Source organism: Cupriavidus sp. FW305-3-2-15-C-LB2, from assembly GCF_058787575.1.
The window spans coordinates 224,557-248,948 of sequence record NZ_JBYSZW010000002.1; the positions used below are offsets into that span (position 1 = coordinate 224,557).

Consider the following 24,392-nt stretch of genomic DNA (forward strand, 5'->3'; position numbering starts at 1 on the left):
CGCCGGTGCTACGCCGTGGCGTTCGACCAGATGCCGTCCGCTTCCTGCGCCTTGCCGTCATCGCGCAGCTTGAGCAGGTGCGCCAGCAGCGATCGCTGCGCAACCGGATGCATGCGCGGCGGCACATCGTCGTAGACGCGCAGCAGCAGCTCGCCGATCGGTGCCGGGCCCAGTTCGCGCAGTGCGGCAACGACCTTGGCCTCGCGCTGCAGCCGGTGCCGGACCAGGATGCGGATGGCGTCCTGCGGGCGCGCGATCAGGAAGCCATGGCCCGGCGCCAGCCAGTCGAGGTCTTCATCCTGCAGTGCTGCGAGCGAGTCCAGGTAGGCGCGCATGTCGCCATCGGGCGGGCCGATGACGACGGTCGAGCCCTGCATCACGTGGTCGCCGGTAAAGAGTGTCTGTTCTTCTTCCAGCAGGTAGCAGAGGTGGTTCGAGGCGTGGCCCGGCGTGTGGCACACGCGCAGGGTGCAGTCCTCGGTGATGGCAAGGCGCTCGCCGTGGTTCAGTTCGCGCTGTGGCTCGAAGCTGAGGTCCTGCCACTGGCCGGCAGGCGCGGCACGCCCGAGCACCGTGGCGCCGGTGGCGGCCTGCAGCGCGGCGGCAGCGGGCGAATGGTCCAGGTGGGTATGCGTGGCGAGGATCCAGCGGATCGGGCCGGGTGCGGCAGCAAGGATGGCGCGCACATGCTCGCCATCGTCCGGGCCCGGATCGATCACGGCCCATTCATTGCGCGCGCCGCCGCCTATCAGGTAGGTGTTGGTGCCCGGGCCCGTCATCACGCTGCCGTTGTTGGCGGTCACGCGCCAGACGCGCTCGGACAGTCGTACCGGCACGCCCGGTACCAGCTCATAACGGCCGTGCGTGTTGCCGTCGGGATCGATGCGGCCGATCTCGGCGTAGCACGGCTCGTTCGGCATCACCGGGCGCACGCCGGCCGCGCCGGTGGCCAGCCGCGGCATGATGCAGGCAATGCCGCGCAGCTGCGAGTAATAAGCGAAGCAGGCCGCGGCGCTTTCAAACTGCGCGATCGAGCTCAGCGTGCGGCGCGTGACGTGCATCAGCGGCAGGCCGCTGGCGGGATCGGCGGCCTCGCCGGGGCGAATCCAGCGGTGCTCCACGATCTCGGTGCCGTCGGGCACGGCCACCTGGCCTTCGGGGGCGATGGCGACAAAGAAGCGGGTATCGAAACGCTTGGGCAGGCCGGGGGGCGTCAGCCAGTAGCTGTGATAGGCGAGCCGGTCGGCCGCCAGGCGCAGGCCCAGTTGCTCGCAAGCGTGGGCCAGGCCGGGGCCGCCGCGCTGCACTGCCTCGCGCAGCAGCGCCTGGCCGGCGGCGTCGAGCTGGTGCGGCGAATGCGGGCGCCCGTCGCGGTCACAGGCAAACAGCAGGCCGGCCTCTTCATAGCATTCTCGCAAGGCGGCCAGGTAGAAGTCCAGGCCGCTGGCCGGCATGCCCAGGCGTTCGCTGGCAAGGGCGTCGTCCAGGCCGTGGGCATGCGCGTGCAGGGCCTTGTCCTGCGCGTCGAGCGTGCCGCCCGGGAAAACGTAGGCGCCGCTGCTGCGGTCGTTGGCGCGTTCGACGCGGCGTACCAGCAGCACTTCCATGCCGGCCGGCGCATCGCGCACGACGAGCAGGCTGGCGGCGGTGCGCAGCAGGGGAGCAGGGGTGGCAGGGCGGTTGCCGCTTGTCTCTGTGGTTGTCATTGTGTCGGCATCGTGGTTGTGCTGGCGGCACGCACCTGGCCGGAACCCGGGGCGCTGCCGCGTGCCATAGTTTAGCCGCGTTCAAGGATTCGCTATCGGCGGGGCATTGCCGGGCTGCCCGGGCGCGCCGGCTTTGGCTTTTCCGGCCAGAGGCAGTAACCTGATAGCTCCGCTTCACTTTTTGGGGTGCCCGTTGCCGGCGCCCTCCTTCTGAGGAGGTCCGCGTGATCCGAGCTTCTTGCCTGTGCCTGCCGCTGGTGTGCCTGCTGGCCGCCTGCGAAACGCCGCCGCAGATGGCACCGCGCCCTGTGCCCCCGGCCACCACCCGCATCACCGTCGATCCACAAGCCGCATCCAGGGCCGCGTCCATGGCCTGCGAGCCGGCCGTGGCGGAAGCCCTCAAGCGCCGCTACCCGCAGCCTGGCAGCGTGATGCTGATGGCCGACCGCGAGCAGTACTACCTGCGCCCCAATGCGCAAACCTCGGTCAATGGCGAAGGCGTGTTCGAGCCTGACGACAGTTCGTCGGCGATCGGCTTCCACTACGCCTGCCTGTACAACGCGCGTACGGGCAAGGTCGATGATGTGCAGATGCGCTATTGATCCTGCCGATCGGCCGCATTGCATGGCCTGCGTAGAAAATTCCAGGCCTCATTCAACAATTGTTGCGCGAAACGAATGTAATCGCGCGTCCCCATTTCCTTGACCAACCGGTCGACCGGCTCTTAGCATAGCCACGCGTATTTTCGAGGTTCGCATATAGAACTGCAGTTCTAATGGCGTAACTTTGGCCGAAACTGGAGACAAGGAAGCTATGAGCAAGATTGCCGGGTTCTTCACCGAACTCATGCGCCGGTACCTGCCGGATCCCTTTGTATTTGCCATCGGCCTGACCTTGCTGACGATGGCGCTGGCGGTGACGGTGCAAGGGCAGGCAGCGCCGGCCGTGATCGCCAGCTGGGGCAAGGGGTTCTGGAACCTGCTGGCATTTACCACGCAGATGGCGGTGATCCTGGCGATGGGCTACGTGCTGGCCACCGCGCCGTTCACTGACCGCATGCTCGACCGCATCGTCAGCGCCGTGCACTCGCCGCGCACCGCGGTGATCGTCGCCACGCTGGTGGGCGGCATCGGCAGCTACCTGAACTGGGGCTTCGGGCTGGTGATCGGCGGCATCATCGCCAGGAAGCTGGCGCTGAAGGTCCGTGGCGTGCATTACCCGCTCATCATCGCCGCCGCGTACAGCGGCTTCACCCTGTACGGGCTGGGCCTGTCGGCCAGCATCCCGGTGCTGATCTCCACCCCGGGCCACCCGATGGAAAAGCTGATGGGCGTGATCCCGCTGTCTGAAACCATCTTCTCCACGCCGATGCTGCTGACCAGCCTGGCGGTGATCGTCACGCTGCCGCTGCTCAATGCCTGGCTGCATCCGCGCAACCCGGCCGATGTGGTGGAGATCCGCCGCGACCAGGAACCCGCCAAGGCCGAGGCCGGCTCGGCCCACAGCATGGGCGGCGAGAACACCCTGGCCGCGCGCCTGAACAACAGCCGTATCCTGAGCCTGGCCATCGGCCTGTGCGGCATGGCCTACGCGGTCATCTACTTCACGCAGGGCGGCTCGCTCGACCTGAACCTGATCAACTTCCTGATCCTGTTCGCGGGCGTGCTGCTGCTGGGCACGCCGGTCAACTACGTGGCCAAGCTGAACGAAGGCATCAAGACCATTTCCGGCATCATCCTGCAGTATCCGTTCTATGCAGGCATCATGGCGATCATGGCCGGCTCGGGGCTGGTGGATACCATCTCGCGTGTGTTCGTGGAGATCGCCACGCCGCAGACGCTGCCGTTCTGGGGGCTGCTCAGTTCGTTCGTGATCAACTTCTTCGCACCGTCGGGCGGTGGCCACTGGATGATCCAGGGCCCGTTCATGGTCGATGCGGCCAAGGCCATCAACAGCTCGGTCAGCCAGACCTCGATGTCGGTGATGCTCGGCAATGCCTGGAACGACCTGGTGCAGCCGTTCTGGATATTGCCGGCGCTGGCGCTGTCCAGGCTGAACCTGAAGGACGTGATGGGCTACACCGTGATCATGATGTTCTGGGTGGGCCTGATCTACATTGCCGCGCTGCTGCTGTGGGGCGCGCAGATTACCTGACTTTGACCCGCGGCCAGCGTGCCGCTGACAGGAGGATTGCCATGCCGTACCTGATCGAAACCGTCGACAAGCCCAATCACCAGCACGTGCGCCAGGCCACCCGTGCCAGCCACCTGGATTACCTGGAAGCCAACAAGGACTTGCTGCTGGCTTGCGGCGCCAAGCTCAACGACGATGGCTCGGATGCCGGCGGCGGCATCTATATCGTCGATGTCGACACCCGCGACGCGGCACAGCAATTCATCGACGCCGATCCGTTCACCGAGGCGGGTTTGTTTGCCGAGGTGCGCATCGTGCGCTGGCGCAAGGCCTATCTCGACGGCGTGCGCCATCTTTGACGAGGCAGCCCGCGCTGCCTCCATCCCACCATACCCCCGGACAAGGAGACCCCATGTTGTTCATGGCAGAAATGACCGTCAAGATTCCCGCATCGCTCGATCCACAACTGGTGGAGCAGCTCAAGGCCGACGAGAAGGCCATGTCGCAGCGCCTGCAGCGCGAAGGCAAGTGGCGCCACCTGTGGCGTGTGGTGGGCCAGTACGCCAACGTCAGCATCTTCGATGTCGGCGACAACGACGAACTGCACACGCTGCTGACCATGCTGCCGCTGTACCCGTACATGGAGATCAAGGTCACGCCGCTGGCGCAACACGGTTCGGCCATCGCGCCGAACTGAGCGCCTGCCATCCAGCCACCTGATCCTGAGCCAAACGCCATGCCATACGCCGACCTCGCCAACCTCCGACTGCATTACCGCCTCGATGGCGCCGAGCACCTGCCGGTGCTGGTGCTGTCCAATTCGCTGGGCACCAGCTTCAGCATGTGGGAGCCGCAGGTGGCGGCCTTCAGCCAGCACTTCCGCGTGCTGCGCTATGACACGCGCGGCCATGGCGAGTCGTCGGTGCCGGCGGGTCCGTACAGCATCGCGCAACTCGGCGGCGACGTGATCGCGTTGCTCGATCACCTTGGCATCGGCGAAGCCAGTTTCTGCGGCTTGTCGATGGGTGGCATCACTGGCATGTGGCTGGCCCTGAACCATGGTCCGCGCCTGCGCAAGCTGGTGTTGTGCAATACCGCTGCCTATATCGGCCCGCCGGAGAACTGGACCAACCGCGCCGCTGCGGTCGGGCGCGACGGCGTGGCATCGATCGCTGCCGCGGTAGTCGACAAATGGCTCACCCCGCCGTACGCGGCCGCGCATCCGGGGCTGGTGGCATCGCTGCGCGCCATGCTCGGGGCCACCCCGGCTGCGGGCTACGCGGCCAACTGCCTGGCGGTGCGCGATGCCGACCTGCGCGCGCAAATCGAAAAGATCGCCACGCCGACGCTGGTGATCGCTGGCTCGGGCGACCTGCCCACGCCGCCGCGCGATGGCGTGTTCCTGGCGCAGACGATCCCGGGCGCCCACTATGTCGAGCTGGAGGCCGCACATATCTCCAACCTGGAGCAGGCCGAGGCGTTCAGCAAGGTGGTGCTGGATTTCCTGACGCGCTGAGGCTCTGAGGCGGAAAGGCCGAGCCATGCGTGCGGCTTTCATCACCCCTGATAGTGCTTATGATTCACCCGTGACCGATGCCGCCGGCGTTCGGTGCGCTTGCCCTCGCTTCCCGGCTTCAGAGGAATTGACAGGTCACCGGCGCGCGGGACAAGATGCGCACGGAATAGATGCGCCTTCGGGACGACATGCCGGCAGTCATAGCCGCAACACCCGAAAAGCCGCAAAAACATTGGGAAAACGGGGTCATGAAGCCATCCTTGCGTCAACTGGCGAGCGCGGTCACGCTTGCCGTCATGCTGTCCGGCTGTGCGTCCGCGCCGGATCACGGAACCAGCCCGGCAGTCGCCGAGCAACCGCCGTCCGACCAGGCGATGAAGGCCTTGTCTGCCGAGGTCTTCACCTTCGCCTATCCGATGGTGCTGATGGACGTGACGCGCGAGCTGATGACGCTGCGCACGCCGGCCAATACCTTCCACCACAAGCGCACCTTCCCGGACGCCAGCTTCACCGACGTGGTCAGCCCCAACGCCGACACGCTGTATTCGTCGGCCTGGCTCGACCTGTCCAGGGAGCCGGTCATCCTGTCGGTGCCCGATACGTACGGGCGCTACTACCTGATGCCGCTGATGGATGCGTGGACCAATGTGTTCGCGTCGCCGGGCAAGCGCACCACCGGCACCCGCCGCGGCAACTTCGCCATCACCGGGCCTGACTGGCGCGGCACGCTGCCCAAGGGCATGCAGGAGATCCGTTCGCCCACGTCGATGGTCTGGTTGATCGGCCGTACGCAGGCCAATGGCAAGCAGGACTTCCCGGCGGTGCACCGGCTCCAGGACCAGTACCGGCTGACGCCGCTGTCGGCCTGGGGTGGCGGGCGGCGCGTGCCGGAGAAGGCCGCGCCGCGGCCCACGGCCATCGACCCTGAAAGCTCGCCCGTGGAGCTGGTGGCGGCAATGGATGCACAGGCCTTCTTCACGCGCTTTGCCGCCTTGCTGCCGGCCAATCCGCCGGCGCCCGCCGATGCCGCCATGGTGGACAAGCTCCGCCGCATGGGCATCACCCCGGGGGTGCCGTTTAAGACCACGGTGATGGAGCCCTCCACCGCGCGCGCGGTGCAGGAGGGTGCTACCGCTGCGCTGGCCGCGATCGTTCAGGGTGCGCGCAAGGGCAATGCCGATGCCGGCAACGGCTGGGTCATGCATCGCGACCTGGGCACTTATGGCACCAGCTACGGCCGCCGCGCGGTGACCGCGTGGGTGGGCCTGGGTGCCAACCTGCCCGAAGACGCGATCTACGCCTCCACCCGCACGGATGCCAACGGCAAGCCGCTGCAGGGCGGGGCGCGCTATGTGCTGCATTTCGACAAGGACCAGTTGCCGCCGGCGCGCGCGTTCTGGTCGCTGACGCTGTACAACGACCGGCAGGCGTTCATTCCCAACCCGATCCAGCGCTACGCCGTGGGCAGCCGCGACCGCCTGCGCTACAACCGCGACGGCTCACTCGATATCTATATCCAGCACGAGCGCCCGGCCGGCGCCAAGGCGGCGAACTGGCTGCCGGCGCCGCCCGATGGCCTGAACATGATGCTGCGCGCGTACTGGCCGGAGCAGGTGCTGCTGGACGGCAACTGGATGCCGCCGGCGGTGATGCAGGTGGACTGACGAGGCCGCCATCGAGGACAAAGGCCGCATGCCTGTGAGGGGCATGCGGCCTTTGTCTTTTCCTGCCAGCGCAACTGGCGCTACGCCGTCTCAGTTCGCGTGCGTGGCGCAGGCCGTGCAGGCGTTGCCGGCGTGGGGCACTGCCGCGGCGGTGGCGGCTGCAGGCTTGCTGAGGCGCTTCCAGGTCGTTGCGCCCCGCGCCGACAGCCGCGCGCGCAGCGCGCGGGCCGCGCTGACCATATTGGCCAGCGCTGCTTCGGTCTCTTCCCAGCCGCGCGTCTTCAGGCCGCAGTCCGGGTTGACCCACAGCCGCTGCGGCGGCACCACCTCGCAGGCGCGGTCGAGCAGCCGCTCCATGGCCTGCACCGACGGCACGCGCGGCGAGTGGATGTCGTAGACACCCGGCCCGATCTCGTTCGGGTAGTCGAAGTCGCCGAAGCCTTCCAGCAGTTCCATCGCCGAGCGCGAGGTCTCGATGGTGATCACGTCCGCGTCCATGGCCGCGATGGCGGGCAGGATATCGTTGAACTCGGCATAGCACATATGCGTGTGGATCTGGGTCTGGTCCTGCACGCCGCTGGCCGACAGGCGGAAGGCAGTGACGGCCCAGTCCAGGTAGGCATCCCAGTCGGCACGGCGCAGCGGCAGGCCTTCGCGCAGCGCGGGCTCGTCGATCTGGATCACGCGGATGCCGGCCTGCTCCAGGTCGCACACTTCGTCGCGGATGGCCAGGGCCAGCTGGCGCGCGGTGGTGGCACGCGGCTGGTCGTCGCGCACGAAGGACCACTGCAGCATGGTGATGGGGCCGGTGAGCATGCCCTTCATCGGCCGCTCGGTCAGCGATTGCGCGTAGCGGGCGGTATCGACCGTCATCGGCTCGGGCCGGTACACGTCGCCGTAGATCACCGGCGGCTTGACGCAGCGCGAGCCATAGCTCTGCACCCAGCCGTTCTCGGTAAAGCCGTAGCCGCACAGCTGCTCGCCGAAGTACTCGACCATGTCGTTGCGCTCGGCTTCGCCGTGCACCAGCACGTCCAGGCCCAGTGCTTCCTGCTTGCGCACGGCCACCGCGATCTCGGCACGGATGCGTTCCAGGTATTCGAGCGCGCCGATCTCGCCACGCTTGAACGCGGCGCGGGTCTGGCGGATGGCCGCGGTCTGAGGGAACGAGCCGATCGTGGTGGTCGGCAACAGCGGCAGCTGCAGCGCCTGGCGCTGGCGCTCGATGCGCTCGGCAAAGGGGCTGGCGCGGTCGGCCATGCCGGCGCTCACGGCTGCCAGCCGCTGCTGCACCCGCGGGTTGACCACCCGGCGCGAGGCGCGGCGCGAGGCCTGCGCGGCGTCGGATGCTGCCAGCGCTTCGGCGACCACGGCGTCGCCTTGATTCAACGCGCGGCCCAGCACGGACAGCTCGTCGAGCTTTTCGGTGGCAAAGGCGAGCCACGACTTCAGCTCGACATCGAGACGCACTTCATGCGCGAGCGACACCGGCACATGCAGCAGCGAGCACGACGGTGCCAGCCACAGGCGCTCGCCCAGCGCGGCCTGCACCGGGCGCAGCGTGTCCAGGACTCGGCGCAGGTCGGTGCGCCAGATATTGCGGCCGTCGATCACGCCCAGCGACAGCACGGCGTGCGCGGGCAGCGCGGCCTGCCATGCGGCCAGTTGTTCCGGCGCCCGCACCAGGTCGATATGGAAGCCGTCGACCGGCAGGGCGGCGGCGCGCTGCGCATGGTCGGCGGCGGTGTCGAAATAGGTGGCCAGCAGCAACTTGGGGCCGGCTTCGCGCAAGGCAGCGTAGGCGGTGTCGAATGCGTCGAGCCAGGCCGGCTCCAGGTCCAGGCACAAGGCCGGCTCGTCGATCTGCACCCATTCGATGCCGCGCGCCTTGAGCTGGCCGAGGATGCGGCGATAGCCCTGCAGCAGTTGCGGCAGCAGGGTCAGGCGGTCGAAGCCCGCCACATGGCTCTTGGACAGCCACAGGTAGGTGACCGGCCCGATCAGCACCGGGCGGGCGCGCAGGCCAAGCGCCAGCGCCTCATCGGCTTCCTCGAAGAACCAGGCCGGGCCGCCGCCGAAAGTGGTCTCGGCGTCCAGCTCAGGGACCAGGTAGTGGTAGTTGGTGTCGAACCACTTGGTCATTTCCATGGCCGGCTGCTCGCGGTTGCCGCGTGCCAGCTCGAAGTACTGCGTCAGCGTGAGCCGGGCCGGATCGAAGCCGAAGCGGCGCGGCAGCGCGCCCAGCAGCGCGGTCAGGCTCAGCATCTGGTCGTAATACGCAAAGTCGCCGGTGGCCACCGTGTCCAGGCCGTGGTCGGCCTGCAGCTGCCAGTGGCGGCGGCGCAGTTGCGCGGCCACGTCGCGCAGCTCGGCTTCGGTGCGATCGCCGCGCCAGAACGCTTCTTGCGCAAATTTCAGTTCGCGGCGTTCGCCGATGCGGGGAAAGCCGAGGATATGGGTGCGTGCCATGGAGGTTGCTCCGGAAGATGTCTGGCGCACAGTGTCGGTTTGCCCGTAAAATGAATCAAGCGACAAGTTTTAAACAACATATGAATGAGTTTCATATCAAGACAGACGGGCAACAGGTTGGGGGCGCCGCATGATCGAAGTCCGCCATTTGCGCTCGCTGGTGGCGATTGCCGAGTCCGGCAAGCTGGCCACCGCGGCCGAGCGCGTGCATGTCAGCCAGTCAGCGCTGTCGCACCAGATCAAGGCGATCGAATCGCACTACGGCCTGCCGCTGTTCGACCGCACGCGCCAGGGGCTGCGCTTCACGCCGGCGGGCGAACGCCTGCTGGCGCTGGCGCGCGAGGTGCTGGCCGCGGTCAGCGCCGCCGACCGCGATATCGAACGGCTCAAGGGCGACACCCGTGGCGAGCTGCGCGTGGTGCTGGAATGCCATACCTGCTTCGACTGGCTGATGCCCGTGATGGACGAGTTCCGCCGCCGCTGGCCGGAAGTGGAGGTGGATCTGGTGGCGGGCTTCCACGCCGACCCGATCGCGCTGCTCAGCGACGGCCGCGCCGACATGGTGATAGGCTCGCAGCCGGCGGCCCGACGCGGGCTGGAGGTGGCGCCGCTGTTCCGCTTCGAGATCCTGGCGGTCATCGCCAATGAACACCGGCTGCGCAACAAGCGCCGCATCGAAGCCGGAGACCTGGCCGGCGAAACGCTGATTACCTATCCGGTGCCCGAGCAGCGCATCGACCTGATCCGCGAGGTGCTGGAGCCCGCGGGCATCCACCTGGAACGGCGCACGGCGGAACTGACGGTGGCGGTGCTGCAGCTGGTAGCCAGCCGCCGCGGCGTGGCGGCGCTGCCCAACTGGGGGGTGAAGAACTACGTCGACCACGACTACGTGCTGGCCAAGCGCATCGGTGCCAGAGGCTTGTGGAGCGAGCTCTATGCCACGGTGCCGGCGGCGATGGCGCGCAGGCCCTACGTGGCGGACTTTGTCTCGATCGTGCGCGATACGTGCGCGGCGCAGCTCGATGGGATCGAACTGCTGCCGCAGGCTGCTTAGGCGCGGTTCACGCGGGCAGGGCCAGGGCCGGCTCACTGTTGGTGCGGCGCATGGCGGCGCGCGGTGCCGGCTCGGCCACGGCGTCGCTGTCGGGGTCATCCACGTCGGCAAACAGCAGTTCCACGTCGAAACCATTGTCGAGGCGGCGCAGGAACAGCCACAGCTGGCCGGCATCCTGCGCCGTCAGGGTGGCATGCAGCACGGCCTGCCGGGCCGCGTCGAAGCTGAGTTGCGCGGGCGCCAGGCCGGTACGGCGCGCATTGGCCAGCACCCATTCCATGGCGCCGAACAGGTCGGCGGTTTCGAGTCGCAGCGAGAGGTGCAAGGTGGGGAGGGTGGTGGCTGGCATGTGTTGTTTCCGGCAGGTCGTTCGATAAGGTAAATTTACCAGCCGTTACGCAAAATTGGCTTCTAAATTTTCTTCGATATGGCTTCTATTGGAGAATAAACATCCATTCATGGCAGAATATAAGGATGTTTCTTTTCTTGTAGATATTGCGATGGCACAGCCGCCCAAACTCGACGACACCGACCGGCGCATCCTGCGTGAACTGCGGCGCGATGGCCGCCTGTCCAATGCGCGGCTGGCCGAGCAAGTCGGCCTGTCGGCCACGCCCTGCTGGAACCGTGTGCGCGCGCTGGAAGAAAGCGGGGTGATCGAAGGCTACGCCGCGCTGCTGAACCAGAAGGCGCTGGGATTGCCGGATACCGTGCTGATCGAGGTCACGCTGGAGCGGCACGACGACGACATGCTGTACCGCTTCGGCAAGGCCCTGGCGGAATTGCCTGAGGTGATGGAGGCCCACTTGCTGACGGGCGAATATGACTACCTGATCAAGGTCGCCGTGGCGGGGACCCTGGGTTATGAGGAGTTCCTGCGGCACAAGCTATACAAGCTGCCTGGCCTGCGCCACAGCCGCTCGACCTTTGTGCTGCGCACGCTCAAGCGCGAGCCTTCGGTCGAGCCCTGAGCAGCTTGTCAGGCTGTCCTGAGCACCTCGGCGGTGGTATTGCGCAGCGCGCGCATAGCCTCGTTGCATTGCTGCGGCGTGGTCGGGTGTACCAGTAGCGCCCAGCGGCCATGCTGCACGGCCTCACGCACCGGCGTTATTACCAGTTGATGGTCCGGTCGTGCGGTCACCAGCCCCGCCAACAGCATGCCGAACACCATGCCCAGGAAGAGGGCCGCCCCGATTGCGAATCCCGGGCTGTCCATGACGGCCTCGACTCCCTGCCGGTGCAGGATGCCGACAATGGCCAGCCCGACCACCGCGCCCAGCGTACCCATCATCAGGTGCGAGCGCACCGCGGTGCGCGCGATGGCGTCGTTCTCGGGCTCCAGCTTGCGGCCGAAGTGCGCTTCGTATGGATGCACCAGCCGCACCTGCCCGCGCCGGAGATGGGCCTCATGGCAGACCCGTTCGGCGGCGTCGTTGGCTGCCGACCTGGTATCGAACAGTGCTGCGATCTTGGTACTGGCTTGCTCAGCGTTCAAGGGATTACCGGTCATGGCCTGCTCCTGCTGGGGCCGGGGGCCGCCGTCAGGTGATGCGCACTGCGCTTTTTGTCGCCTGGAACGGCTCCGGCGATGTCCTGTAAACCGAGTCTACCGACCCGCTTGAAGCGGCTGCATAAGGGGATTGCGCGTACTGCTGTAGGACTTCGCCGACGGCTGTCCCGCCCCGCCTCGGCGGGGAATCCGAGCGCGAAGGTGCAATTCCGCTCATAATGTCGGCGGTGCCGGGCCGCGCCCCCGCCTTTTGACCAAGAATTCCGGTATGAATGACACAGAAATTGAGCTGATCGACTCGGCGCGCCTGCCGACGCGATTCGGCGACTTTACGGCGCACGCCTTCAAGGGCGCCGATTCAGGCATCGAACACCTAGCCCTCAGCGTGGGCGATGTGACGGGCGATGGCGTCCTGATCCGCATGCATTCCGAATGCCTGACCGGCGACGTCTTCGGTTCCTGCCGGTGCGACTGCGGTCCGCAGCTCGAGCTCGCCATGGAAAAGATTGCCGCCGAAGGCCGCGGCATCCTGCTGTACCTGCGCGGGCATGAAGGCCGCGGCATTGGCCTGGCCGAGAAGATCCGCGCCTACCGCCTGCAAGACGGCGGGCTCGACACGGTCGACGCCAACCTGGCCCTGGGCCAGGCGATCGACGCACGCAACTACGCCTTCGCCGCCGACCTGCTGCACCAGTGGGGCGTCAAGTCCGTGCGCCTGATGAGCAACAATCCGCTCAAGGCCGCAGCGCTCGAGAAGGCCGGCATCACGGTTACCGAGCAGTTGCGCCACATCGTGCCGTCCAACGCCGAGAACGAGAAGTACCTGGCTACGAAGCGCACGCGCATGGGGCACCTGCTCGACTGATCGCGCTTGAGCGCTGCAGGCAGCCGCCGCGCTGCCTGGACCGGCCCGCTGCCAGGAATCCTGGGGCGGGCCTTTTCTTTTGCCCGGCGATCCCGCGAAGAACCGTACTTACCCTTGGTTAGTTGCTCATGGAAACTATTGCCCATAGAATCTATCGGCCGCCTGATCACCCGTTCCCATGTCCAACACTGCCAGCACCACCGATTCCATCCTGGAATTCATGTCGTTTCGCCTGAACCGCCTTTGCGAAATGACCAAGAGTTCCGCCTCCGGCTTTTACGAGCGCGAGTTCGGCATCGGCCTGCGGGAGTTGCGTGTGCTGCGTTTTGCCGGGCTGGAGCCGGGCCTGACGTTGACGCGCCTGATCGAACTGGTGTTGCTGGAGAAAACGGTGACTTCCAAGCTGGTCACCGCGCTGGCAAAGCGGGGCCTGCTGCGCCGTGAAGTCGGCGAGGCCGACGCCAGGCAGCTGAACCTTTACCTGACCGCGGCGGGCGAAGCACTGGTCGCACGGACGTACCAGCGCGGCGACATGCTGGAGAAGATGTTCCTCTCGGTGCTGACGGAAGCGGAAGTGCAGACGCTGGACCGCTGCATCGACAAGCTGACCGCGGCCTTGATCGAGCACCAGCAGGGCGCGGATGCGCAGGCTGGCTAGCCCCGCGCGCGGCAATCCCTCAAACAAAACAAAGCAAGGAGACAGCATGTCGTTGAAGACCTATCCGGAATCCTCGCGCCCCTGGCGCCGCCTGGCATGCATGGCGCTGTGCGCGGCCAGCCTGCCGGCCTGGAGCCAGAGCGCCGGCAGCGCTGCCGGGAGTGTGGCCGCCCCGGCAGCCGCGGCGCCGACCCTGGTTGCAGCGCTGGACAGCGACCCGAACCGCATGGGCTGGATGCAGGGCTTCCCGCCGCCGCCGGACAAGCTGATCACGCATACGCCGGGCGCCGACAGGTTTCCGCGCAATCGCTGGCTGTTCTCGCATATCCGAGAACTGGTGCCGACCGCGTCCGTCTGGCGCGGCGCCGGCCCGGCCAGCGCGCTGCCGCGTGCGGAACGGGATGTCGGCTCGGTGCAGTTCACCGATGCGGACGGCACCCGCCGCACCTTCGACGAGATGCTGGCGCTGACCTACACCGACGGCATCCTGGTGATGCACAAGGGCAAAGTCATCTATGAGCGCTATTTCGGTGCGCTCGACGGGCACACGCCCCATATCGCCATGTCGGTCACGAAGTCATTTGTCGGCACGCTGGCCGCGATGCTCGCGGCCGACGGCAAGCTCGACCCGGCGGCATCGGTGACGCGCTACCTGCCCGAACTGGCTGGCACGGCCTACGGTGACGCCACGGTGCGGCAGGTCATGGACATGACCATCGGCGTGCGCTACTCCGAGGACTATGCCAATCCCAAGGCAGAGGTGTGGGACTACGCGCGTGCGGGCGGCATGCTGGCCCGCCCGGCGGGCTACAGCGGCCCGGGGACGTTCTACGACTTCCTGAAGACCCTGCAGAAGGAAGGCGACCACAATGCGGTGTTTGCCTACAAGACGGTCAATGCCGAGGTGCTGGCGTGGATCGTGCGCAGGGCCTCGGGTCAGTCGCTGGCCAAGCTGCTCTCGGAGCGGATCTGGCAACCGATGGGCGCGGAGCAGGATGCGTACTTCACCGTGGACAGCATCGGCACGGAGTCGGGCGGCGGCGGGCTGAACACCACGCTGCGCGACCTTGCGCGCTTTGGCGAGACCATCCGCGGCAACGGGCGCTTCAATGGCAAGCAGATCATTCCGGCCTCGGTCGTGGCGGATATCCGCAGCGGCGGCGACCGGGACCAGTTTGCCAGGTCGGCCAGCGCGCCGGTGCTGCCGGGCTGGAGCTATCGCGACATGTGGTGGGTCTCGCACGACAGCCACGGCATGTTCCAGGCCGCCGGCATCCATGGCCAGCGCATCTATATCGACCCCAAGGCCGAGCTGACCATCGTGCGATACGCGTCGCACCCCGTGGCCGGCAACGCGGCCAACAATCCGATCACGTTCCGTGCTTTCCGGGCGCTGGCGGAAACGCTGATGCGATAGGGAGATGGCCCCGGGGCGGCGTGGGCAGCGCCGCCCCGGCAATACCGTTTTCTACTTTTCAGCGGCCGGTTGACTGGCCGCCGCGGCATCGCGCGGCGCCACTTCCGCCATGATGCGCTCGCCGTGGTCGCGCTGCGCGACCTTCAGGTCATAGTCCAGCTGCAGGTTCAGCCACGACTGCGCATCGCCGCCAAAATAGCGCGCCAGGCGCAGGGCGGTGTCCGGCGTGATGCCACGTTGCTCGCGGACGATGTCGTTGATGCGCGCCGCGGTCACGCGCAGCGCGAGGGCCAGGGCGTTGGCGCTCATGTTGAGCGGTACCAGGAAATCCTCGCGCAGGATTTCGCCCGGGTGGATGGGACGCATGCCGTCCTTGAAGCGAACCATGTCTGTCTTCCTCAGTGGTAGTCGATGATCTCAACGACCGCGGGGCCGTCGTGGGTCCAGATGAAGCAGATTCGCCATTGCTCGTTGATGCGGATGCTGTAGCGGCCTTTGCGGTCGCCGGTCAGCAACTGCAGGCGATTGCCCGGCGGGGAGCGCAGGAACTCCAGCGTCGACGCTCTCTGCAGCAGCCGCAGCTTGCGTTCGGCCACGGCGCGGATATTGCCGAAGCGCGGTACACAGCGGCCCGCGAACAGTTCAGCGGTGTCGGAACATCTGAATGACTGAATCATATCGCATATCGGTAATCGATAAATAGCAATGCAGCGAAAGTCAGACTTTGGCCTGGCGCGAACGGTCATGAAAGCCGCTCGCCTCTCGCACCGCACCGTCACTTGTCTGATTCCGTGCGACGTGATCGATACCAATTCTTTTCCAACCTGATAGACTGTATGGATGTACAGTGGTCGGACCGTCCCCGGTCTCCTCCTTAACGTCCTGATTCGAAAAGAGAAATCGTGTCGAGCAAGCAGCTAATCCGCATTCGCGGCGCCCGCCAGCACAACCTCAAGAATGTCGATCTCGACCTGCGCCCCGGCGAGATGACCGTGGTGACCGGGCCGTCCGGCTCGGGCAAGTCCAGCCTGGTGTTCGACACGCTCTATGCCGAAGGCCAGCGCCGCTACGTCGAGACCTTCAGCGCCTACGCCCGCCAGTTCCTGGACCGGATGGACCGGCCCCAGGTGGAGCGCGTGGACGGGGTGCCGCCCGCCATCGCCATCGACCAGACCAACCCGGTGCGCAGCTCGCGTTCGACGGTGGGCACGATGACGGAGCTGAATGACCACCTGAAGCTGCTCTATGCGCGCGCGGCGGAGCTGTTCGACAAGCAGACCGCGCTGCCGGTGCGCCATGACTCGCCCGAAACCATCTACGCCGAGCTGCTGGCGCGCACGGCCGAGGGCCAGCCGCATCACGACGCGCGCCTCGTGGTGACCTTCCCGGTCGAACTGCCCGAGTCCGCCACCGACGATGAGGTCCAGCAGTGGCTGTCGGTCAGCGGCTATACGCGCGTGCAGGCGCAGCGCGTGGTGCAGTCGCCCACCGGCGCACGCAAGCTGCTCGATGTGGTGGCGGACCGCTTCCGCATCGGCAATGCGGAGAAGGTGCGCGTGGTGGAGGCGATCGAAGCTTCGCTCAAGCGCGGCGGCGGCCGCGTCAACATCTATGTGCTGGCTGACGGCGACGAGGGCCCCGTATGGCGCTTTTCCACCGGCCTGCACAGCCCCGACAGCGACCTGCGCTATGCGGACCCGCAGCCGGCGCTGTTCTCGTTCAACTCCGCCTACGGCGCGTGCGAGACCTGCCGCGGCTTCGGCCGCGTGATCGGCGTCGATCTTGGCCTGGTGATCCCCGACGCGCGCAAGACGCTGCGCGGGGGCGCGATCAAGCCGATGCAGACCCCGGCCTGGAAGGAGTGCCAGGACGACCTGATGCGCTACGCGGGCAAGGCCGGCATTCCGCGCGACACCCCCTGGGCGGAGATGACCGAGGCCGAGCGCCACTGGGTCATCCATGGCTCGCCGGACTGGACCGGCCAGTGGAACAAGCACTGGTACGGCGTGATGCGGTTCTTCAACTACCTGGAGTCGAAGGCGTACAAGATGCACATCCGCGTGCTGCTGTCGAAGTACCGCAGCTACACGCCGTGCGAAACCTGCGGCGGCGCACGCCTGAAGACCGAGTCGCTGCTGTGGCGCCTGGGCTCGAAGGACAATGCCGACGCCGTGCTGGCGCCGCCACGCCGCTTCCTGCCGCGCGGGGTGGACTGGGACCGCACCCGGCTGGAGGCTTTGCCCGGCCTGACCGTGCATGACCTGATGCTGCTGCCGATCGAGCGCATCCGCCGTTTCTTCGACGAGCTGACCCTGCCCAGCGCGATGCTGGACGATGCCCTCAAGCTGCTGCTGGCCGAGGTGCGCACGCGCCTGAAATACCTGTGCGACGTGGGTTTGGGCTACCTGACGCTGGACCGCCAGAGCCGCACGCTGTCCGGCGGCGAGGTGCAGCGTATCAACCTGACCACGGCGCTGGGTACCTCGCTGGTCAACACCTTGTTCGTGCTGGACGAGCCCAGCATTGGCCTGCACCCGCGCGACCTGAACCGCATTGTCGAGGCCATGCACCGGCTGCGCGATGCGGGCAACACGCTGGTGGTGGTTGAGCACGATCCGTCCGTGATGCTGGCTGCCGACCGACTGATCGACATGGGCCCGGGCCCCGGCGAGCGCGGCGGCAATATCATCTTCGACGGCACGCCGGCGGACATCCGCAATGCCGGCACGCTGACCGGCGAGTACCTGGGCGGGCGCCGCCGCGTGGCCGATGCCTCGCACTGGCAGCGCCGACCGGTGGATGCCAAGCTGCCGCGCATCGTGCTGGAAGGCGCCACCGAGCACAATCTGCAGGACGTCACGGTCGAGATCCCGCTGCAGCGGCTGGTGTGCGTGACCGGCGTGTCGGGTTCGGGCAAGTCCACGCTGCTGCAGGACGTGCTGCATCCGGCCATGGCGCGGCACTTCGGCAAGGCCACCGAGTCGCCGGGCGCGTTCCGCCAGCTGACCGGCGCGGACCTGGTCGACGATGTGGTCTTTGTCGACCAGTCGCCGATCGGCAAGACCGCGCGTTCCAACCCGGCCAGCTACGTGGGCGCGTTCGACGAGATCCGCAAGATCTTCGCCAAGGCGCCGATGGCGCTGCAGCGCAGCTACACCGCGGGCACCTTCAGCTTCAACTCGGGCGACGGGCGTTGCCCGACCTGCGGCGGCTCGGGCTTCGAGCATGTCGAGATGCAGTTCCTGAGCGATGTCTACCTGCGCTGCCCGGATTGCGACGGCACCCGCTATCGCCCCGAAGTGCTGGAAGTGAAGATCGAGCGTGCCGCCCCCGGCCAGCCGCCGCGCTTGCTGAGCATTGCCGACGTGCTGGAGCTGACCGTCAGCGAAGCGGCCGCCTGCTTTGCCGCCGACCCCGCGGTGCTGCGCGTGCTGCAGCCCATCGTCGATGTCGGCCTGGAATACATGAAGCTGGGCCAGCCGGTGCCGACGCTGTCGGGCGGCGAGGCGCAGCGCCTGAAGCTGGCCGGCTTCCTCGCCGAAGCGGTGCAGGCCACGCCGTCGCGGACCCGGCCCAGCGCCATCCCGCGCCGGCTGTTCATGTTCGACGAGCCGACCACGGGCCTGCACTTCGACGATATCGCCAAGCTGATGCGCGCCTTCGGCAAGCTGCTGGACGGCGGCCATTCGCTGATCGTGATCGAGCACAACCTGGACGTGATCCGCGCCGCGGACTGGCTGATCGACCTTGGCCCCGAGGGCGGCGACGCCGGCGGGCGCGTGGTCTGCACCGGCACCCCGGAAGACATGAAGCGCTGCGCCGAATCGCATACCGGCCAGGCGCTGATCCACTATGACGCGGCGCTCGGCGAAGCCGGCACGCTGGCCGCCGAGCGCGCCGAGATCGAAGGCGTGCCGCTGCAGGCCGCGCTGCAGGCACGGCGCGCGCGCCGCGAGGTCGAGGGCGAGGACGTGGTGCGCATCGTCAATGCGCATGAGCACAACCTGAAGGCGCTCAACGTCGATATTCCGCACGGCAAGTTCAACGTGGTCACCGGTGTGTCCGGATCGGGCAAGTCGACGCTGGCCTTCGACATCCTGTTCCACGAAGGCCAGCGCCGCTACCTGGAGTCGCTCAATGCCTATGCGCGTTCCATCGTGCAGCCGGCGGGCCGGCCCGAGGTGGATGCGGTCTACGGCATCCCGCCGACGGTGGCGATCGAGCAGCGCCTGTCGCGCGGCGGCCGCAAGAGCACGGTGGCGACCACCTCCGAGGTCTGGCACTTCCTGCGCCTGCTGTACGTCAAGCTGGGCATCCAGCATTGCGTGCATGACGGCGCGCCGGTGACCTCGCAGAGCCCGGAGTCGATTGCCGCCCAGCTGCTGCGCGACCATCGCGGCCAGCACGTGGGGCTGCTGGCGCCGCTGGTGGTCAACCGCAAGGGGGTCTATACCGACCTGGCCAAGTGGGCCAAGGCGCGCGGCAATACTCACCTGCGTGTCGATGGCGAATTCCTGCCGGTCGACCCGTGGCCGCGGCTGGACCGCTTCCGCGAGCACACCATCGAGCTGCCGGTGGGCGACCTGGTGGTCTCGCCTGAGAACGAGGCCGAGCTGCGCGCGCTGCTGGCGCAGACGCTTGAGGCCGGCAAGGGCGTGATGCACCTGCTGGCGCCGCTGGACGGCCTGCACCACGCCATGCACAACGGCGGCACCGCGCACGTGGGCGAGGTCAAGGTGTTCTCGACCAAGCGCGCCTGCCCGGTGTGCGGCACCAGCTACCCTGAGCTGGACCCGCGCATGTTCTCGTACAACAGCAAGCACGGCTGGTGCACCACCTGCGTGGGCACCGGGCTGGCACTGACGCGCGAGCAGCGCGCGGCGTTCGACGATACCGTGCTGGTGGAAGACAACCGCGGCCGCGAGCAGAGCCTGCCGTCGGAAGAGCAGGAGCCCGAAGGCGTGGTCGACACGCCGTGCCCGGATTGCCACGGCACGCGCCTGAACCTGGTCGCGCGCGCGGTGACCTTCGACGAGAATGCAATCGTCGACGTAGCGCAGTGGACCGTGTCCGATACCCGCCGCTGGGTCGAGGGCCTGCACCTCACGGGGCGCGATGCCGAGATCGCCCGCGATGTCATCAGCGAGATCGGCAGCCGCCTGCAGTTCCTGGAGGAAGTGGGGCTGGGCTACCTGAGCCTGGACCGTGCCGCGCCCAGCCTGTCTGGCGGCGAGGCCCAGCGCATCCGCCTGGCCGCGCAGCTGGGCAGCAACCTGCAGGGCGTCTGCTACGTGCTGGACGAGCCCACCATCGGCCTGCATCCGCGCGACAACCAGATCCTGCTGGACGCGCTGCGCAAGCTCGGCGACAAGGGCAATACGCTGGTGGTGGTCGAGCATGATGAAGACACCATCCGCCGTGCCGACCACATCATCGATATCGGCCCCGGTGCGGGCAAGCGCGGCGGCACGCTGGTGGCACAGGGCGGCGTGGCCGACCTGTCGGCGGCGCCGGACTCCACCACCGGGCAGTTCCTGGCGCACCCGATCATCCATCCGCTGCAGGCCAGGCGCAAGGTGAAGCCCGGCGCCGCCGGCAAGCCCGCCGATCCGCCGGAATGGCTGACCGTGCACGGCGCGTCGCTGCATAACCTGCGCAAGGTGACGGCGCGCATTCCGCTGTCGCGGCTGGTGGCCATTACCGGCGTGTCCGGTTCGGGCAAATCCACGCTGGCGCGCGATGTGCTGATGACCAACCTGCTCGATGCGGTGGGCCGCTCGGTGCTGTCGTCGCCGGCGACCCGGCGCGCGCGCAACGCTGCGAAGGATGAGGCCAAGGCAGCCAAGTCGAGCGCCAGGAAGCCGCTCAATGTCGAGCACAACTGGCATGGCTGCGACGCCGTCACCGGCTGGGAATCGATCGACCGCGTGCTGGAGGTGGACCAGACCCCGATCGGCAAGACGCCGCGCTCATGCCCGGCCACCTATATCGGCGTGTGGGACACCATTCGCCGGCTCTTTGCCGATACGCTGGAAGCGCGCGCACGCGGCTACACGGCGTCGCGTTTCTCGTTCAACACCGGCGACGGGCGTTGCCCGGCATGCGAAGGGCAGGGCGTGCGCACCATCGGCATGAGCTTCCTGCCGGATGTGAAGGTGCCGTGCGATGTCTGCCACGGCCAGCGCTTCAACCCCGAGACCCTGGCGGTCACCTGGCGCGGCAAGAATATCGGCGACGTGCTGACGATGGAGATCGACGAGGCGGTGGAGTTCTTCTCGGCCATGTCGAACATCGCCCATCCGCTGCAGCTGATGAAGGACGTGGGCCTGGGCTACCTGACGCTGGGCCAGCCGTCGCCAACGCTGTCCGGCGGCGAGGCGCAGCGCATCAAGCTGGTGACTGAACTGAGCAAGGTGCGCGACGACATCACGCGACGTGGCCAGAAGGCGCCGCATACGCTGTACGTGCTGGACGAGCCCACCGTGGGCCTGCATATGGCCGACGTGGCGCGCCTGATCCGCGTGCTGCATCGGCTCACGGACGGCGGGCACAGCGTGGTGGTGATCGAGCATGACCTCGACGTGATTGCCGAGGCCGACTGGATCATCGACCTTGGCCCCGAAGGCGGTGCGGGCGGGGGCGCCATTGTCGGCGCGGCCGATCCGGAGGCCTTGTCGCGCAATGCGGCCAGCCATACCGGTGCAGCGCTGGTGCCGGTGCTGGCACGGGGCAATGCCGGGGCAGGCAAGGTGAGCATCGCCTGAGGGATTGGCGCAGCGAAGGGCGTACGGGCACGCCTTTCGCTTGACCATGGCTACTGGCGTGCACATCGCGCGCAACCGGAGGTAACCATGAAGCATATCCGTCCCAGCCGAATCCTTGCGGCCGTGGCCCTGGCCGCTGCCGCAATCCCCGCCCTGGCGCAGGCGCCGGGCACGCCGCGCGGCACCTATGACCCGTATTCGCAAGGCGCGCGCAGCACCGACAAGTTCGACCCGTACACCCAGGGCGCCAACGCCCCCACCCGAACCGACCTGGCACCCGCGCCAGAGGCCCAGCCTTCGACCGTGCCGGCGCAGCCTGGCGTGCCTGGCACGACCATGCAGCGCGCCCCGGATCCATACACGGAGGGCGCACGTTGGGAAAGCCCAGACCTCGGCCGCCGCATCGGCAAGCCGAACCCGTTCCTGGATGGCGCCTGAGCATTGCGGCCAGCGCTGCCGGCCATGCGAATGCAACCGGACTTACCGCCTCTTGTAAATCCTGCCCAGGCGCGTGACCCTGGCGACACGCCTGCGGTCGCCAGCGCGCGGGCAGGGCTGCACTGCGCGGCGGACGCGGCCGGCATCGCCAGCATGACGGTGGTCAGCTACAACATCCACCGCGCCGTGGGCACGGACCGCCGCTATCGGCCTGACCGCATCGCAACGGTGCTGGAGGAACTGGACGCCGATATCGTCGCGCTGCAGGAAGTGGAATCCGGCAGCAGCAACGACCATACCCTGGAATACCTGTCCGGCCATACCGGCATGCACGTGGTCTCTGGATTTACGCGCGTGCGCGGCAATGCCGACTATGGCAATGCGCTGCTGGCGCGCTTTGCGCCGCAGGCGGTGAACCAGATCGACCTGACGGTGAAGGGCTGCGAGCCGCGCGGTGCCATCGATGTCACGCTGGCGTGCACGGCCTCGGGCTGGGAGAGCGCGCTGCGCGTGATTGCCACCCACCTGGGCCTGCGCCCCGGTGAGCGCCGGCGCCAGGTGCAGCAGTTGCTCAACTACGTGGCCGCCGCACCGCCGTTGCCGACCATCCTGCTCGGTGACGTCAATGAATGGTTCCTGTGGGGCCGGCCATTGCGCTGGCTGCATGCGTATTTCGAGCATGCGCCGCACACCGCCACCTTCCCGTCGCGCTGGCCGGTGTTTGCCCTCGATCGCATCTGGGTGTCGCCGCGCGCGCACCTGGTGTCGGTGGCCAGCCACCGTTCGCCGCTGGCGCGCGTGGCCTCCGACCACCTGCCGCTGCTGGCTCGCTTTGAGGTGCCCGCAGCGCCGCAGTATGACGGTGGAGACCTCAGTACGACATAGCGGTGGCTTTGATGAGCGTCCCGGCCGATCAAGACGGGGGTTCCGGGCGCACCGGGGCCCCCGTTCGTCTTGCCGCACGGATACGTCCTTGCCGGGCGCTAGCTAACGCGGTGCGCGGGGTGGGCGTTCCTCGCGCTCATCGGTGTGGTCAGCCTTGTCGACCGGCACTTCGGCCGGCAGGTCTTCGGCGGCATGCATCACTTCATCGGCGATCTCTTCCTCCGGGCTTTCCTCATCCTGCGCGGTGTGGGCCTCGTTCTCGCGTTGCTCGATTTCTTCGTCGATATCGTCGGTTTCCTGTTCGAGATCGGGGTCGAGCGTGCTCGGGATATGGCCCGCGTCGGCGCGCGCGGCACCGGACGCGGTGTTCTCGCGCGAACGGCGGCCGGCGGAAGCCTGCGCGCCTTCGCGCGGCGCGGGCGCGGTGCCGCCCACACGGTCACCGTGGCGTGGGCCGATACGGTGGGTACGTACGGTCTTGCTCATCGTGCCTCCTGTTCGGTTGGCTCGGCGGATTCAGTGGTTCTCCACTGGCGCTTCGCTGTCATCGGGCCTGTCGCCGCGGCGCCTGACTGAAGGCGGCTCGGTGTTCTCGTCCGGGATGTCATGCTCGCGCTCGACATCGTGGCGGCGGTCGCGCCCGGGCTTGCCCCGTTCATGTTCGGTGTCGGGGCCGCCCTTGTGCGGGTCGGGACGCTCGCTGCGGCGTCGCGTGGTGTCATGGTCGGGCTGGCGATGGGTGCTCATGGCGTCTCCACGGAGGTTGGCATGGCGCTGCCGGTCAGTCGGTGCCGGCGCGCAGCTCGTCGGATACGGCGCTCACACCGCGCACCGAACGAGCCAGTTCCATTGCCATCGTACGCTGTTTATCGTCGCGCACGGTGCCTTCCAGCTTGACCACGCCGTCAGTGGTGGATACGCGGATCCTGGCGGGGTCCAGCGTGCGCGCGTTGGCCAGGCGGGCCTGGACTTCGGCAGTGATGGCGCGGTCGCTGGCGGCTGCGGTGTCGCGCGGCGCGGCCGTGCGGCCCGTTGATGACGGCGCCGCCGGCGCATCGGTCGGGGCGGCCGCAACGGACTGGGAGGCGGCCATCGCCAGCACCGCCAGAGGCAGCGCCAGGCGGGCGATGCGGAAGCGTGGTGTCATGACGATCCTCCTGTACTTGGCAACGGGCAGGGCGATTCCTGCTCCGCATCTGTCTTTGACCTGCAAGCTCCGTTCCCGGCGCCGGCGCCGGCGCCGCCGGTGCGGAGCTGGGTCCTGTGCGGCTTGCGACGCTGCCGGTTCGGCGCACACGGCGTAGTTTTTACAG

23 protein-coding genes are annotated in these 24,392 nt (G+C 67.5%); 14 read left to right on the forward strand and 9 right to left on the reverse strand.

Going from position 1 to position 24,392, the window contains the following annotated elements; all coding sequences use genetic code 11:
- Positions 1-8 precede the first annotated feature (8 nt).
- Positions 9-1,706, reverse strand: a complete 1,698-nt coding sequence (locus AC3WRR_RS02945; RefSeq protein ID WP_010814574.1) for an MBL fold metallo-hydrolase — start codon at positions 1,704-1,706, stop codon at positions 9-11.
- Positions 1,707-1,930: 224 nt separating this feature from the next.
- On the opposite strand from AC3WRR_RS02945, the gene AC3WRR_RS02950 reads away from it, so the two are divergent.
- The 6 genes from AC3WRR_RS02950 (at position 1,931) to AC3WRR_RS02975 (ending at position 7,019) form a co-directional block, all read left to right on the forward strand.
- On the forward strand, positions 1,931-2,308 hold the full coding sequence (locus AC3WRR_RS02950; RefSeq protein WP_010814573.1) for a hypothetical protein: 378 nt from the start codon (positions 1,931-1,933) through the stop codon (positions 2,306-2,308).
- Positions 2,309-2,519: 211 nt separating this feature from the next.
- A complete protein-coding gene (locus AC3WRR_RS02955) occupies positions 2,520-3,860 on the forward strand; it encodes a short-chain fatty acid transporter (RefSeq protein WP_492296197.1) in 1,341 nt (446 codons plus the stop codon).
- A 41-nt stretch (positions 3,861-3,901) separates the two neighbouring features.
- Positions 3,902-4,198, forward strand: coding sequence for a YciI family protein (locus AC3WRR_RS02960; protein WP_010814571.1), 297 nt, complete (start codon positions 3,902-3,904; stop codon positions 4,196-4,198).
- Between the two features lie 53 nt (positions 4,199-4,251).
- Positions 4,252-4,536 carry a muconolactone Delta-isomerase gene (catC, locus tag AC3WRR_RS02965; protein WP_010814570.1) on the forward strand — a complete coding sequence of 95 codons (285 nt, stop codon included), beginning with the start codon at positions 4,252-4,254 and terminating at the stop codon, positions 4,534-4,536.
- A gap of 39 nt (positions 4,537-4,575) precedes the next feature.
- Positions 4,576-5,355: a 3-oxoadipate enol-lactonase gene (gene pcaD, locus AC3WRR_RS02970; RefSeq protein ID WP_058696817.1), complete on the forward strand. Its 780-nt coding sequence runs from the start codon at positions 4,576-4,578 to the stop codon at positions 5,353-5,355.
- 248 nt (positions 5,356-5,603) lie between these two features.
- Positions 5,604-7,019 (forward strand): DUF1254 domain-containing protein, encoded by a 1,416-nt coding sequence (locus AC3WRR_RS02975; protein WP_439669139.1) that lies wholly within the window; start codon positions 5,604-5,606, stop codon positions 7,017-7,019.
- Between the two features lie 90 nt (positions 7,020-7,109).
- On the opposite strand, the gene metE is transcribed toward AC3WRR_RS02975, so the two are convergent.
- Complete coding sequence (gene metE, locus AC3WRR_RS02980; protein ID WP_010814567.1) at positions 7,110-9,488, reverse strand: 5-methyltetrahydropteroyltriglutamate--homocysteine S-methyltransferase; 2,379 nt, start codon at positions 9,486-9,488, stop codon at positions 7,110-7,112.
- Positions 9,489-9,618: 130 nt separating this feature from the next.
- Between metE and AC3WRR_RS02985 the strand changes: the two genes are divergently transcribed.
- The gene (locus AC3WRR_RS02985; protein ID WP_010814566.1) at positions 9,619-10,542 is read left to right on the forward strand and encodes a LysR family transcriptional regulator; all 924 of its coding nucleotides are present in this window, start codon (positions 9,619-9,621) and stop codon (positions 10,540-10,542) included.
- A 7-nt stretch (positions 10,543-10,549) separates the two neighbouring features.
- Here the strand turns inward: AC3WRR_RS02985 and AC3WRR_RS02990 are convergent, their stop codons facing one another.
- Complete coding sequence (locus AC3WRR_RS02990; RefSeq protein WP_010814565.1) at positions 10,550-10,891, reverse strand: hypothetical protein; 342 nt, start codon at positions 10,889-10,891, stop codon at positions 10,550-10,552.
- A gap of 151 nt (positions 10,892-11,042) precedes the next feature.
- On the opposite strand from AC3WRR_RS02990, the gene AC3WRR_RS02995 reads away from it, so the two are divergent.
- Positions 11,043-11,513: an Lrp/AsnC family transcriptional regulator gene (locus AC3WRR_RS02995; RefSeq protein WP_010814564.1), complete on the forward strand. Its 471-nt coding sequence runs from the start codon at positions 11,043-11,045 to the stop codon at positions 11,511-11,513.
- Positions 11,514-11,521: 8 nt separating this feature from the next.
- On the opposite strand, the gene AC3WRR_RS03000 is transcribed toward AC3WRR_RS02995, so the two are convergent.
- Positions 11,522-12,052: a hypothetical protein gene (locus tag AC3WRR_RS03000; RefSeq protein ID WP_010814563.1), complete on the reverse strand. Its 531-nt coding sequence runs from the start codon at positions 12,050-12,052 to the stop codon at positions 11,522-11,524.
- A gap of 268 nt (positions 12,053-12,320) precedes the next feature.
- Between AC3WRR_RS03000 and ribA the strand changes: the two genes are divergently transcribed.
- The 3 genes from ribA (at position 12,321) to AC3WRR_RS03015 (ending at position 14,992) form a co-directional block, all read left to right on the forward strand.
- A complete protein-coding gene (gene ribA / locus AC3WRR_RS03005; protein WP_010814562.1) occupies positions 12,321-12,917 on the forward strand; it encodes a GTP cyclohydrolase II in 597 nt (198 codons plus the stop codon).
- Positions 12,918-13,095: 178 nt separating this feature from the next.
- Entirely contained in the window at positions 13,096-13,575 is a 480-nt protein-coding gene (locus AC3WRR_RS03010; protein ID WP_010814561.1) for a MarR family winged helix-turn-helix transcriptional regulator, read from the forward strand.
- 46 nt (positions 13,576-13,621) lie between these two features.
- A complete protein-coding gene (locus AC3WRR_RS03015; RefSeq protein ID WP_010814560.1) occupies positions 13,622-14,992 on the forward strand; it encodes a serine hydrolase domain-containing protein in 1,371 nt (456 codons plus the stop codon).
- Positions 14,993-15,043: 51 nt separating this feature from the next.
- Here the strand turns inward: AC3WRR_RS03015 and AC3WRR_RS03020 are convergent, their stop codons facing one another.
- Both AC3WRR_RS03020 and AC3WRR_RS03025 read right to left on the reverse strand, forming a co-directional pair.
- On the reverse strand, positions 15,044-15,379 hold the full coding sequence (locus tag AC3WRR_RS03020) for a HigA family addiction module antitoxin (RefSeq protein WP_439669137.1): 336 nt from the start codon (positions 15,377-15,379) through the stop codon (positions 15,044-15,046).
- An 11-nt stretch (positions 15,380-15,390) separates the two neighbouring features.
- On the reverse strand, positions 15,391-15,669 hold the full coding sequence (locus AC3WRR_RS03025; RefSeq protein WP_010814558.1) for a type II toxin-antitoxin system RelE/ParE family toxin: 279 nt from the start codon (positions 15,667-15,669) through the stop codon (positions 15,391-15,393).
- Between the two features lie 225 nt (positions 15,670-15,894).
- Between AC3WRR_RS03025 and uvrA the strand changes: the two genes are divergently transcribed.
- The 3 genes from uvrA (at position 15,895) to AC3WRR_RS03040 (ending at position 23,079) form a co-directional block, all read left to right on the forward strand.
- Positions 15,895-21,756: an excinuclease ABC subunit UvrA gene (gene uvrA, locus AC3WRR_RS03030; RefSeq protein ID WP_492296199.1), complete on the forward strand. Its 5,862-nt coding sequence runs from the start codon at positions 15,895-15,897 to the stop codon at positions 21,754-21,756.
- An 87-nt stretch (positions 21,757-21,843) separates the two neighbouring features.
- On the forward strand, positions 21,844-22,194 hold the full coding sequence (locus AC3WRR_RS03035; RefSeq protein WP_010814556.1) for a hypothetical protein: 351 nt from the start codon (positions 21,844-21,846) through the stop codon (positions 22,192-22,194).
- Positions 22,195-22,218: 24 nt separating this feature from the next.
- Positions 22,219-23,079, forward strand: coding sequence for an endonuclease/exonuclease/phosphatase family protein (locus AC3WRR_RS03040; protein ID WP_492296201.1), 861 nt, complete (start codon positions 22,219-22,221; stop codon positions 23,077-23,079).
- A 102-nt stretch (positions 23,080-23,181) separates the two neighbouring features.
- Here the strand turns inward: AC3WRR_RS03040 and AC3WRR_RS03045 are convergent, their stop codons facing one another.
- From AC3WRR_RS03045 to AC3WRR_RS03055, 3 genes are read right to left on the reverse strand one after another with little or no spacing between them, the layout of a single operon-like run.
- Entirely contained in the window at positions 23,182-23,565 is a 384-nt protein-coding gene (locus tag AC3WRR_RS03045) for a hypothetical protein (RefSeq protein WP_010814554.1), read from the reverse strand.
- A 30-nt stretch (positions 23,566-23,595) separates the two neighbouring features.
- The gene (locus AC3WRR_RS03050; protein ID WP_010814553.1) at positions 23,596-23,826 is read right to left on the reverse strand and encodes a hypothetical protein; all 231 of its coding nucleotides are present in this window, start codon (positions 23,824-23,826) and stop codon (positions 23,596-23,598) included.
- A gap of 34 nt (positions 23,827-23,860) precedes the next feature.
- Positions 23,861-24,226: a BON domain-containing protein gene (locus AC3WRR_RS03055; protein ID WP_492296203.1), complete on the reverse strand. Its 366-nt coding sequence runs from the start codon at positions 24,224-24,226 to the stop codon at positions 23,861-23,863.
- Positions 24,227-24,392: the final 166 nt, after the last annotated feature.

Excerpts from the sequence above, each read along its gene's own strand:
- AC3WRR_RS02945 (WP_010814574.1), bottom strand. The coding sequence starts at position 1,706 with ATGACAACCACAGAGACAAGCGGCAACCGCCCTGCCACCCCTGCTCCC.
- AC3WRR_RS02955 (WP_492296197.1), top strand. The coding sequence starts at position 2,520 with ATGAGCAAGATTGCCGGGTTCTTCACCGAACTCATGCGCCGGTACCTG.
- AC3WRR_RS02960 (WP_010814571.1), top strand. The coding sequence starts at position 3,902 with ATGCCGTACCTGATCGAAACCGTCGACAAGCCCAATCACCAGCACGTG.
- catC (WP_010814570.1), top strand. The coding sequence starts at position 4,252 with ATGTTGTTCATGGCAGAAATGACCGTCAAGATTCCCGCATCGCTCGAT.
- pcaD (WP_058696817.1), top strand. The coding sequence starts at position 4,576 with ATGCCATACGCCGACCTCGCCAACCTCCGACTGCATTACCGCCTCGAT.
- AC3WRR_RS02975 (WP_439669139.1), top strand. The coding sequence starts at position 5,604 with ATGAAGCCATCCTTGCGTCAACTGGCGAGCGCGGTCACGCTTGCCGTC.
- metE (WP_010814567.1), bottom strand. The coding sequence starts at position 9,488 with ATGGCACGCACCCATATCCTCGGCTTTCCCCGCATCGGCGAACGCCGC.
- AC3WRR_RS02985 (WP_010814566.1), top strand. The coding sequence starts at position 9,619 with ATGATCGAAGTCCGCCATTTGCGCTCGCTGGTGGCGATTGCCGAGTCC.
- AC3WRR_RS02990 (WP_010814565.1), bottom strand. The coding sequence starts at position 10,891 with ATGCCAGCCACCACCCTCCCCACCTTGCACCTCTCGCTGCGACTCGAA.
- AC3WRR_RS02995 (WP_010814564.1), top strand. The coding sequence starts at position 11,043 with ATGGCACAGCCGCCCAAACTCGACGACACCGACCGGCGCATCCTGCGT.
- AC3WRR_RS03000 (WP_010814563.1), bottom strand. The coding sequence starts at position 12,052 with ATGACCGGTAATCCCTTGAACGCTGAGCAAGCCAGTACCAAGATCGCA.
- ribA (WP_010814562.1), top strand. The coding sequence starts at position 12,321 with ATGAATGACACAGAAATTGAGCTGATCGACTCGGCGCGCCTGCCGACG.
- AC3WRR_RS03010 (WP_010814561.1), top strand. The coding sequence starts at position 13,096 with ATGTCCAACACTGCCAGCACCACCGATTCCATCCTGGAATTCATGTCG.
- AC3WRR_RS03015 (WP_010814560.1), top strand. The coding sequence starts at position 13,622 with ATGTCGTTGAAGACCTATCCGGAATCCTCGCGCCCCTGGCGCCGCCTG.
- AC3WRR_RS03020 (WP_439669137.1), bottom strand. The coding sequence starts at position 15,379 with ATGGTTCGCTTCAAGGACGGCATGCGTCCCATCCACCCGGGCGAAATC.
- AC3WRR_RS03025 (WP_010814558.1), bottom strand. The coding sequence starts at position 15,669 with ATGATTCAGTCATTCAGATGTTCCGACACCGCTGAACTGTTCGCGGGC.
- AC3WRR_RS03035 (WP_010814556.1), top strand. The coding sequence starts at position 21,844 with ATGAAGCATATCCGTCCCAGCCGAATCCTTGCGGCCGTGGCCCTGGCC.
- AC3WRR_RS03040 (WP_492296201.1), top strand. The coding sequence starts at position 22,219 with ATGCGAATGCAACCGGACTTACCGCCTCTTGTAAATCCTGCCCAGGCG.
- AC3WRR_RS03045 (WP_010814554.1), bottom strand. The coding sequence starts at position 23,565 with ATGAGCAAGACCGTACGTACCCACCGTATCGGCCCACGCCACGGTGAC.
- AC3WRR_RS03050 (WP_010814553.1), bottom strand. The coding sequence starts at position 23,826 with ATGAGCACCCATCGCCAGCCCGACCATGACACCACGCGACGCCGCAGC.
- AC3WRR_RS03055 (WP_492296203.1), bottom strand. The coding sequence starts at position 24,226 with ATGACACCACGCTTCCGCATCGCCCGCCTGGCGCTGCCTCTGGCGGTG.